The 10,093-nt window shown below is 49.5% G+C and carries 8 protein-coding genes; all 8 read left to right on the top strand.

Annotation, left to right across the window (positions count from 1 at the left end; all coding sequences use genetic code 11):
* Positions 1 to 169: 169 nt before the first annotated feature.
* The 8 genes from AC9UES_RS03115 (at position 170) to AC9UES_RS03150 (ending at position 10,042) form a co-directional block, all read left to right on the top strand.
* On the top strand, positions 170 to 1,645 hold the full coding sequence (locus AC9UES_RS03115; protein WP_509526745.1) for an amino acid permease: 1,476 nt from the start codon (positions 170 to 172) through the stop codon (positions 1,643 to 1,645).
* A gap of 60 nt (positions 1,646 to 1,705) precedes the next feature.
* Positions 1,706 to 3,055 carry an L-serine ammonia-lyase gene (locus tag AC9UES_RS03120; protein WP_509526747.1) on the top strand — a complete coding sequence of 450 codons (1,350 nt, stop codon included), beginning with the start codon at positions 1,706 to 1,708 and terminating at the stop codon, positions 3,053 to 3,055.
* 16 nt (positions 3,056 to 3,071) lie between these two features.
* Positions 3,072 to 3,707, top strand: coding sequence for an LON peptidase substrate-binding domain-containing protein (locus tag AC9UES_RS03125; protein ID WP_509526749.1), 636 nt, complete (start codon positions 3,072 to 3,074; stop codon positions 3,705 to 3,707).
* Between the two features lie 68 nt (positions 3,708 to 3,775).
* On the top strand, positions 3,776 to 5,308 hold the full coding sequence (locus tag AC9UES_RS03130; RefSeq protein ID WP_509526751.1) for a Re/Si-specific NAD(P)(+) transhydrogenase subunit alpha: 1,533 nt from the start codon (positions 3,776 to 3,778) through the stop codon (positions 5,306 to 5,308).
* Positions 5,308 to 6,705: a Re/Si-specific NAD(P)(+) transhydrogenase subunit beta gene (gene pntB, locus AC9UES_RS03135; RefSeq protein ID WP_509526753.1), complete on the top strand. Its 1,398-nt coding sequence runs from the start codon at positions 5,308 to 5,310 to the stop codon at positions 6,703 to 6,705. Before AC9UES_RS03130 ends, pntB begins: the two co-directional genes overlap by 1 nt.
* 138 nt (positions 6,706 to 6,843) lie before the next feature.
* Positions 6,844 to 7,785, top strand: coding sequence for a phosphotransferase (locus tag AC9UES_RS03140; protein ID WP_509526755.1), 942 nt, complete (start codon positions 6,844 to 6,846; stop codon positions 7,783 to 7,785).
* A gap of 378 nt (positions 7,786 to 8,163) precedes the next feature.
* Positions 8,164 to 9,114 carry a GNAT family N-acetyltransferase gene (locus AC9UES_RS03145; protein WP_509526757.1) on the top strand — a complete coding sequence of 317 codons (951 nt, stop codon included), beginning with the start codon at positions 8,164 to 8,166 and terminating at the stop codon, positions 9,112 to 9,114.
* A 169-nt stretch (positions 9,115 to 9,283) separates the two neighbouring features.
* Complete coding sequence (locus tag AC9UES_RS03150; RefSeq protein WP_509526759.1) at positions 9,284 to 10,042, top strand: SDR family oxidoreductase; 759 nt, start codon at positions 9,284 to 9,286, stop codon at positions 10,040 to 10,042.
* Positions 10,043 to 10,093 lie beyond the last annotated feature (51 nt).

Raw genomic sequence — 10,093 nt, forward strand, 5'->3', positions numbered from 1 at the left:
GAACGGCCCTCTGGATTGTTTACAAATTGAACGAGGATTTTTACCAAAAGGGCCATTTTGGGTCCTCAAATGGGTCTAGCATTCGAAGTGAAACAACCCATTCACAATGTCGTGGATGAAGCACCTCGGTATTCAAGGGGCAGCTTCGAAGCGACGGATAGGAAACCGAATGCCTTCGGAAAACACAAAAATTTCAGGCGTTACATATAAAAAGCCTGAAGATGGTTATTTTGAAAAACGCCAGCTGACTCGTGCGGCTGGCCTTTTGGGTCTCTGGGGACTTGCAATTGCTGCAGTTATCTCTGGTGACTTCTCAGGTTGGAACTTTGGTCTAGATGTCGGAGGCTTTGGTGGCCTCTTGATCGCCTTTGGAATTTTGGTGGTCATGTACTACGGTCTGATGTTCTCAATCGGAGAAATGGCAGCTGCCATGCCTCACACCGGTGGAGCATATTCCTTTGCAAGAACCGCGATTGGACCCTGGGGAGGTTTCATAACTGGTCTTGCTGAAACAATTACCTATGTTGCAACAACTGCCGTTGTTGTTTTCTTCTCAGCATCGTATGCAGATGGAATCACAACTGAGCTCCTTGGAGTTTCACTTCCAGCTTGGGTTTGGTGGATAATTCTCTACCTAGTGTTTATTGTTCTAAACGCTGCTGGTTCACACACCGCATTTAGATTCGCAATTATCGTTGCGGTTATTTCGCTTGCGATTATTCTTGTCTTCTCGCTAATGGCAGCTTTCTCTGGACTATTTAGCTGGGACAACCTATTCAACATCGCTCCTGAAGAAGGCCAGAGTGCATTCCTACCATTTGGTTGGGAAGGTATTTTGTGGGCGATTCCATTTGGGGTTTGGTTCTTCCTAGGTATTGAGGAACTTCCACTTGCAGCTGAAGAAGCAAAGGATCCAGCAAGAGACATTCCAAAAGCTGGTCTATGGGCCCGAACTACTTTGATTGTTGCTGGTTTGTTAGTTCTGTTCCTAAACACAGGAATCGTTGGAGCAGAGGAGCTTCGCGTTGCTGGAGAACCACTACTTGACGGTTTCCGCGTGATGGTAGGAGATCAGGTTGCTGCGCTACTGGGCCTAGTTGCTCTAATTGGTCTGCTTGCTTCCTTGCAGGGAATCATGTTTGCTTACGCCAGAAACATGTTCTCACTGTCTAGGGCGGGCTACTACCCGAAGGGGCTATCAGTCACCAACAGCAAGAACGTGCCTTTGGCAGCGCTGATCGTTGGTGGACTAATTGGCCTTGTATCTCTTCTAGCCATCCAGGTCCTAACCGCTCTGGACGCTGAAGGTGCCGGTGCAGTTGCCGGGGCTATCGTTCTAAACATCGCTGTTTGGGGAGCCATGCTTGCCTACATGATGCAGGCAGTTAGCTTCCTAATCCTTCGCCGCAAGCTTCCTAACTTGAAGCGCCCATATGTTTCACCATGGGGTGTTCCAGGAGCAATTGCTGCTGCAGTAATCGCCGGTATCTCATTCGTTGGATACCTAATCAACCCTGCGTTCCAAACAGCTATCGCTGGTATCGCCGTGATCTACGTGGTCATGTTGATCATCTTTGCGGTATACGGAAGACACAACCTAGTTATGTCTCCTGAAGAGGAATACGCAATCAAGAGCAACAAATAGTAAATTAGTGATTAGAAACGGGCCGGCATTGTGCCGGCCCGTTTTCACGAACGGAAGCAAATGTCATACGTAGGAACACTAGATCTATTCACCATAGGAATAGGACCATCTTCTTCTCACACGGTGGGACCGATGAGAGCAGCTCGCGCTTTTGCGCTGGAGCTTTCGAACCCAGCTGAAATCACTCGGCTGCAAATAACTCTTTATGGATCTTTGGCCGCTACTGGTGCAGGCCATGGAACAACCAACGCTTTAGTTGCCGGTCTTGCAGGCGATACGCCAGAACAATGCAATCCGATGGAGGTTCTAAAGCTTTATGAGAACGCCAAAGCCAACAAGCAGATTTCTCTTCTTGGAAACACTGTTGCCTTTAGGGAAAGCGATTTAGTTTTTGAGCGCAAGGAGCGACTAACTAAACACTCAAACGGCATGAGATTCCAGGCTTACAAAAACGAAGAGCTTATTCACAGCGCGGTCTTTTTCTCAGTTGGTGGCGGTTTTATCGAAGACGAAGCAGAAACCCTAAAAGCTGACCGGGATGTTCCATACCCTTTCAATTCCGCTGTTGAGTTGATGGCCCATGCCAATTCCGAAGGGGTGTCCCTCGGGGAGATTGCCTTTCGCAACGAGGTGGCAGTCCATGGCGAGCAGGCCGTTCACGCCAGGCTTACCGCTATATGGTCTGCCATGAAGGCCTGTATTCAATCAGGCCTCAGTAACGAGGGAGTCTTGCCTGGGTATCTGAATGTTCCAAGGAGAGCTCGGGGTATGACAGAGCGCCTGGCCGAAATGTCCAAGAGTGAAAACGCAGCAGGGGATCTAACAGCCGAATGGCTGCAGGCCTTCGCTATTGCAGTTAATGAAGAAAATGCCGCCGGCATGAGAGTTGTTACGGCACCAACCAATGGTGCAGCTGGCATCATTCCTGCTGTTGCGTACTTTGCTAACCAGTTCCGTGGAATCAGCGATGAAAAGATTGCGCGCGAGTATCTACTGACTGCTGGCGCTATTGGCGCGCTCTATAAGTTGAATGCGTCGATTTCTGGAGCAGAAGCTGGTTGCCAGGGCGAAGTTGGATCAGCTTGCTCTATGGCTGCTGCAGGAATTACTGCAGTTCTAGGTGGTACTAACGAGCAAATCGAGAACGCGGCTGAAATTGCCATGGAGCACAACCTAGGACTTACTTGTGATCCGGTCGGTGGCTTTGTTCAGCTCCCGTGTATTGAAAGAAATGCAATTGCCGCTGGAACCGCGGTAGCTGCCATGCGACTTGCTCTGTTGGGAGATGGCGATCACAAGATCTCTTTGGATACCGTGATTGAGACCATGAGACAAACCGGTGTTGACATGTCTACTAAGTACAAAGAGACATCCATGGGTGGCTTGGCCGTCAACGTCGTCGAGTGCTAACTGAACCATGCCAGTAATGCCCATGTTTCCTCTAGGCTCTGTTTTGTTGCCCGCCATGCCACTGCCGCTTCGAATCTTTGAACAGCGCTACCTAAAACTATTAGGCGATCTTGTTGCCTCTGAGAAACCAGAGTTTGGAGTTGTGCTAATCGAGCGCGGTAAAGAAGTCGGTGGGGGAGAAAAGCGTATGAGTATCGGAACTATTGCCTCGGTTACCGAGATTGGCACCACAGAAGAATTTCTCGGTCTGGAATCATTTGGCTCACAACGCTTTCGGATAAACGCTTGGCTACCAGATGATCCTTATCCAATGGCAGACATTGACTTGCTTCCCGATTTGATTTGGGACGACAGCCTCCTTCCCGCCAAAGCTCACCTGGAAACAAAAGTTCGGCAATTACTGGCTTTTGTTAGCGAATTTGGCAGCCTCCAGTTTGGTGCCGACATTGAGTTCAGCGATGATCCAATGGACGCCTGCTGGCAGATGGCTGGGGTGCTTCCAGTTGGCCCATTGGACCAGCTCGACCTACTTAGCTCTCAGTCGGCACAAGAGCTGATTTCGAGGACTTACGAAATAGTCAAGACCGCCAACGAAACCCTGACCGCCATGATGAATCAGCAATCTAACGACGGGGAAATTCGTCCAGAATAGGCGCTCGCCATTTGGACCCCAAACGTCCCTTTAGACTTATGCTGAATTAGATTTCCCGAAGGAGAAACGTGTCGCTAATTGGTGTAGTCGCTGAGCAGGAAGCCGAATCTAGGGTTGCCGCAACTCCTGAGACCGTGAAGGTTATTCGCTCCCTTGGCTACGAAGTTGTCGTGGAAAAAGGTGCTGGAGCTAAAGCATCCTTCCCAGACTCAGCCTACGAAGCCGCCGGTGCCAAACTTGGCAGCTCTGCCGAATCCTGGGGTGCAGACATTGTTCTTACCGTTAGCGCTCCATCAGATTCCGAGATAAGCAAGCTCAAAAAAGGCGCAGTTCTCGTTGGTGTATTGAGCCCGGCTCTAAAGCCTGAACTACTCGAGTCTCTTTCTAAGCAGGGCGTCACGGCGCTCGCAATGGATGCGGTCCCAAGAATTTCACGTGCGCAGTCAATGGACGTTCTTAGCTCCATGGCAAACATCGCAGGTTACCGTGCGGTTATTGAAGCAGCCCATGAGTTTGGTCGCTTCTTTACTGGACAAGTAACTGCTGCTGGAAAAGTTGCACCTGCCAAAGTACTTGTTGCCGGTGCTGGTGTTGCAGGCCTAGCCGCAATTGGTTCGGCATCTAGCCTTGGAGCAATTGTTAGAGCGACCGACCCAAGACCCGAGGTAGCCGACCAAGTGAAATCAATTGGTGGTCAATACCTCTTGGTTGAGGTCGAAGAACAAATGCAATCAAGCGATGGCTATGCCAAAGAAACGAGCAAAGCTTACGAACAAAGAGCTGCTGAGATTTATTCAGAACAGGCAGCCGATGTTGACATCATTATTACCACCGCCCTAATCCCGGGAAGACCTGCCCCGAAGCTAATTACCGCTGAGGATGTTGCTCTAATGAAACCCGGCAGTGTGATTGTTGACATGGCTGCAGCGCAGGGTGGAAACGTTGCTGGATCTGTTGCCGGAAAGAAAATTGTCACCGCGAACGGTGTCACCATTCTTGGCTATACGGACTTACCTTCCAGACTGCCAGCTCAGTCCTCGCAGCTTTATGGAACAAATCTTGTGAACCTACTGAAGCTGCTAACTCCTGGCAAGGACGGCAAGGCTGTAATTGACTTTGAAGATGTCGTAATGCGCTCGGTCACCGTGGTCAAAGACGGCGCTACCACCTGGCCACCGCCACCGGTTCAGGTATCAGCGGCACCGGTTGCCAAGGCTGAGCCAGTTGTGATTCCAGAGAAAAAGAAGATGTCTGGTAGAACCAGAGCTGCCTTGATTGCCTTGGGTCTAGCGGCATTGTTTGGCGTTGTGACTCTGGCACCAGCACCGCTACCGGAGCACTTCTTGGTCTTGATGCTTTCGGTTGTTATCGGGTTCTATGTGATTGGCAAAGTGCACCACGCGCTTCACACCCCTCTAATGTCGGTAACAAATGCCATTTCCGGAATTGTTGTGGTGGCTGCCGTATTGCAGATCACCGACGCCATTTTGCTGGTGCAGATTCTCGCTGCTGTTGGAGTATTACTTGCCAGCATCAACGTCTTTGGTGGCTTTGCCGTTACCTCCCGAATGCTCAAGATGTTCACGAAGGGAGATAACTAATGAGTGCACTAGCTATCGCTAACGCGGCTTATGTTGCAGCTGCCCTGTTGTTTATCATGAGCCTTGCAGGACTCAGCAAGCACGAAACTGGTAGAACCGGTGTTCGATATGGAATCGCCGGTATGGCTATCGCCATGGTGGCAACCATTTGGTTGGCATTTTCGGGTGAGTGGAGCGACTCAACTTTGCTTGGCCTTGGACTTCTAGTTGGTGCATTAGCTATTGGTGCCGTGATTGGTCTCTGGCGAGCAAAGGTAGTTGCCATGACCGGCATGCCAGAGCTAATTGCCCTTTTTCACAGCTTCGTAGGTCTAACAGCAGTACTTGTTGGTTGGAACGGAGCGCTGCACGCTAAGGAGCTGTCTCCAGATTTAGCTGCCGTTCACAGCGCGGAGGTTTTCATTGGTGTCTTTATTGGAGCCATTACCTTCACAGGTTCCATCGTTGCTTACCTAAAGCTCTCAGCGAAGATGTCTTCGAAGCCATTGATTCTTCCTGGAAGAAACTTCCTGAATCTGTTTGCCCTAGTTGGATTCGTAGCCCTAACTGTTGCCTATGTTGTTACCCCAGAGCTCGGGCTTCTTATAGCCGTAACGGTTCTAGCCCTTGCTCTTGGTTGGCACCTGGTTGCTTCCATCGGTGGTGGAGATATGCCAGTAGTTGTCTCGATGCTAAATAGCTATTCCGGTTGGGCAGCAGCTGCAACAGGTTTCCTTTTGAGCAACAACTTGCTGATCGTAACCGGTGCCCTTGTTGGTTCCTCGGGTGCTTACCTGTCTTACATCATGTGCCGGGCGATGAACCGAAGCTTTATCTCGGTTATCTTTGGAGGCTATGGAATCCAAGCTCCTTCTGAGTCCGAAGAGGAAACCGGAGAGCACACCGAGACCGATGCAGCATCGGTAGCTGAACTGTTGAGCAACGCTAAGACTGTTGTTATAACACCGGGCTACGGCATGGCGGTAGCTCAGGCACAGTACCCTGTTGCAGAACTTGCCAAGAAACTTCGCGAGAAGGGTGTTGAGGTTCGTTTCGGTATTCACCCTGTGGCAGGAAGACTTCCAGGTCACATGAACGTACTTCTTGCAGAAGCCAAGGTTCCATACGACATCGTTCTAGAAATGGATGAGGTCAACGACGATCTATCCAAGACCAATGTGGTTTTGGTTATTGGAGCTAACGACACCGTGAACCCAGCTGCAACCGAAAACCCAACAAGCCCAATTGCAGGTATGCCAGTACTAAAGGTTTGGGAGGCCGAGAACGTGATTGTCTTCAAGAGATCGATGGCTTCTGGTTACGCCGGTGTTGCCAACCCGCTGTTTTACAAGCCAAATGCCAAGATGCTTTTTGGTGACGCCAAGGAAAAAGTCAACGACATTTTGAAAGCGCTATAAAGCACTTGCTTTGGCGGAGAATGGGGGATTCGAACAGCCCTTTGCTCACGTACTTCTGGGGTAGTTAGCTGTAGATAGAGCTAGCCTAACGAATACCAATGCCTGACCTCAAAATCATGCTGCCCTTAAACTTAAGAGATGGCAAAGACCGTTTCATTTGACTCACTTCCTGCTGAGATTGTCGCGGCACTCGATAGCATCGATGAACCCGAGTGCTTTACGGTTGAGGCATTTCGCCACGAATCGATCACAGTAGTCAACAAGAGACTCTCAGCCGTTTACAAGTTTGTTCGCAGAAGCAAAAAGCTGGCTTTACAACTCGAAAAAGAAATCAATAACCTAATTCTGCTGCGCAAAAGAAAGATTTCAGCACCAACAGTTTTGAAACGTCAACAACTAAAGCAATTCGACATGGTTTCGTATTCATATGCCTCAGGCAAGATTGTAGAAGGCAGGGCGCTACCAAAACACGCAAAACTGCTTGCCGATGCGCACCGCAAACTGCACCAAGCATTTGCGCGGGATGGAAAAACTAAGAAAGCCGAATGGAACTCGGCCAGAATGCTTAAGCCGATTTTCTCAAAGTCCAATGCTGAGGAGTATTCTCCTGAACTTGTGAAGTATGCGCGTTCCATAGCCCGTGCACTCAAGGCTCACGAACTTGCGCGAGAAGATTTGACCTTCGTTCACAGCGACAGCCATTTTTCTAACGTTGTGTTTCAACCTAAGCGCCCTGTTCTCATCGACTGGGCCGAAGCCGGTTGGGCATCAAAGTATTTTGAGCTTGGCGTAGTGATTCACTCAATGCTCTACGAGAAAAAAGCAATTCAGCGCGACCTGATTGTCACCTATCTCAACGAATACTTCAAAGCCGGCAAGATATCCGAGCGAGATGTTCAGCTAATCGAACTTCACACTAAATTGCGCTTTCTCGAAGCTGCAACCTGGCATCTGATGGAGTCGAAAGAGGATCAGCTTCTCAACAAGAAGCGCTACGCAAAGTTTGTCGAGGACTCATGGCGCAAGAGCGAGCGTTTCGACCTAGAAAAACTGCTTGGCATGCCCGTGCCGAAAAGGTGAATTGGATTCAGATAGTTGAGAGACTGATCATTTCCGCACCTAGAGGAGTCAGTCTGACAAGCCCACCATGCTTTGCTTCGGAGCCCTCAATCTTCGCCTCCAATGAGTCTCTAAATCGAGGGAGTTGCTGGCGGAGAATGCTTGATTCGACCTACCATCCTCCTGCCCGCATAAACACTGGGTTTAAGACTTCCTGAATCACTTTCTACGCCATCTTTCTACGCCATCTTGTTAGCAGCTGCGAATTGCCGCCCCGGATTCATTCGTTGACGCGCCAATTCTCGAATCAAAACAGTGAGCATAAACTTGATGTTGAGTCGCTAGAAAACTACGACTGGGTTAGCATCACCTGTTTAGCTAAGAAATTCATGGGGGATCATGAGTCAGACCAATGCCGAGACACCCTCGCTGTTTGTTCGTCAAGCAACCCTTGAAGACGCAGAGCTAGCTCTCGAGATTCTGAATTCTGAAGTAAACGGAGTAGATCCAGATCATGGCAACTATGGAATCGACATTGCCAGAATGATGATCGAAAGCCCTAATGATCCATCTCCAACTTGGCTCTTCAGTGACAACGAAAACTCTGTTCCTTTTGGCGTTGGCAATCTGCATCCAGATTTGAGTGCCAAAATACTGGAGCCAATCATCGCTGTGCGAGCTGGCGACTCAAGATACCCGGCTCTACTTGACTGGCTGATCCTTGAATCACAGCGAGAGTATCCAGACTTCAAGATACAAGTATCGATAAATCACAAACATAGTGAAAACTTGGTCCACGCAACTTCAAGAGGCTTTATGCCCATACGTGTTTACAACACACTTCGAGCACCAGTAGCACCAAATCTCAAACCACCTGTCCCGCCAGAGGGTGTTGAGGTCAGAAATGTTGAACTAGACAACATTAATGACTTGAGAAAAATGCATGCAGTCCATCAAAACTCATTTGCAGAGCACTTCGGATTTGTACCAAGAGATTTTGATTCTTGGGTCAAGAGGATCCAGGCGGATAAAAGCATCCCCAGGGATGGCATATATCTTCTTGAATTACATGGAAGTGCAGAAGGATTCATATGGCTAGATGACATCGATGGGCTGGAGTTGCGAGGTTTTGTGGTTCGGCTCGGAGTTAACAAGGATCATCAAGGTAAAGGATTTGGTCAGTTGCTGCTTGGCACAGCCTTGGCTCACTTTTCTCGACGGGGCTATGTTCACGCGGAGCTAGGTGTCGACACTGAGAACGCATCGAATGCACTCAGGGTCTATGAAAAACTGGGCTTCACGGTGCTATCAGCCGATGTGGAACACGAGAGACCGGTGACTCTTCCATAAGTGCACATTAAGTTGCACATTAAGCAAAAACTCCCTCGATAAACGCCCCTACTGAGGCTCTAAATCAAGGGAGTTACTGGCGGAGAATGCGGGATTCGAACTAACCCAATCCGGTTCCTGAATTGGACACTTCCGTTCTCGAGTCTTATTTTAGAGAGGGAGGTTTTTGATGAAGATTGCTCTCGCCGGTGGGACTGGACTAGTGGGTAAGTTTGCCGTCACGGCTGCCGAAAACCGAGGACACGAAGTTGTCTCGATTTCCCGAAGAAATGGCATCGATTTAATTTCTGGCGAGGGTTTGGCGGAGGCTCTCGATGGCGTGGATGTAGTCATCGACGTCACCAACAAAACTACGCTGAGCGCCAAAGCTGCGCGAAAATTCTTTTCAACCGTCACAAACAACATCCTGAGCGCAGAGGCGCAGACCCGGGTGAAACACCACGTGGCTTTATCGATCGTCGGTATCGATGAGATTGACGGTGGTTACTATGCGGGGAAGCTCGAACAAGAGCGAACCATCCAAAGAGGAACAACCCCCTACACAATTGCCAGGTCCTCCCAATTTCATGAGTTCGTGACCCAGCAACTGCAAAGTATGCCTGGACCGATTGCGCTTCTTCCAAAATGCCTTATGCGACCAGTGGCAGCAAGGGAAGTGGGGCAACACCTAGTGGATATCGCAGAAGGAAAACCACTTAAGCGCGTAACAGATTTGGTTGGTCCAAGAAATGAAGTGTTAGTTGATCTGGCTCGAAGGCAGATCGCTTTCGACGGCTTGAAGAAGTTGGTTCTCGAGTTTCCGCTTCCGGGGGTTTTTGGTAGAGGCATGGCTTCAGGCGATTTGCGCGGAATGGGCGAAACGATTGTGGGGAAAACCACTTTTGATGACTGGTTAGAAAGCCATGACCATCAAAATCTCCTCCAATAATTTCAAGTCAGACCTTGCTTGGCTCTGTCAATTGCACACGCAACTGCACAA

The organism is Rhodoluna sp., assembly GCF_044232805.1.
Classification (GTDB): Bacteria; Actinomycetota; Actinomycetes; order Actinomycetales; family Microbacteriaceae; genus Rhodoluna.

Bases quoted from the DNA above. Each gene is read 5' to 3' on its own strand.
- AC9UES_RS03115 (WP_509526745.1), top strand. From the start codon at position 170: ATGCCTTCGGAAAACACAAAAATTTCAGGCGTTACATATAAAAAGCCT.
- AC9UES_RS03120 (WP_509526747.1), top strand. From the start codon at position 1,706: ATGTCATACGTAGGAACACTAGATCTATTCACCATAGGAATAGGACCA.
- pntB (WP_509526753.1), top strand. From the start codon at position 5,308: ATGAGTGCACTAGCTATCGCTAACGCGGCTTATGTTGCAGCTGCCCTG.
- AC9UES_RS03125 (WP_509526749.1), top strand. From the start codon at position 3,072: ATGCCCATGTTTCCTCTAGGCTCTGTTTTGTTGCCCGCCATGCCACTG.
- AC9UES_RS03145 (WP_509526757.1), top strand. From the start codon at position 8,164: ATGAGTCAGACCAATGCCGAGACACCCTCGCTGTTTGTTCGTCAAGCA.
- AC9UES_RS03150 (WP_509526759.1), top strand. From the start codon at position 9,284: ATGAAGATTGCTCTCGCCGGTGGGACTGGACTAGTGGGTAAGTTTGCC.
- AC9UES_RS03140 (WP_509526755.1), top strand. From the start codon at position 6,844: ATGGCAAAGACCGTTTCATTTGACTCACTTCCTGCTGAGATTGTCGCG.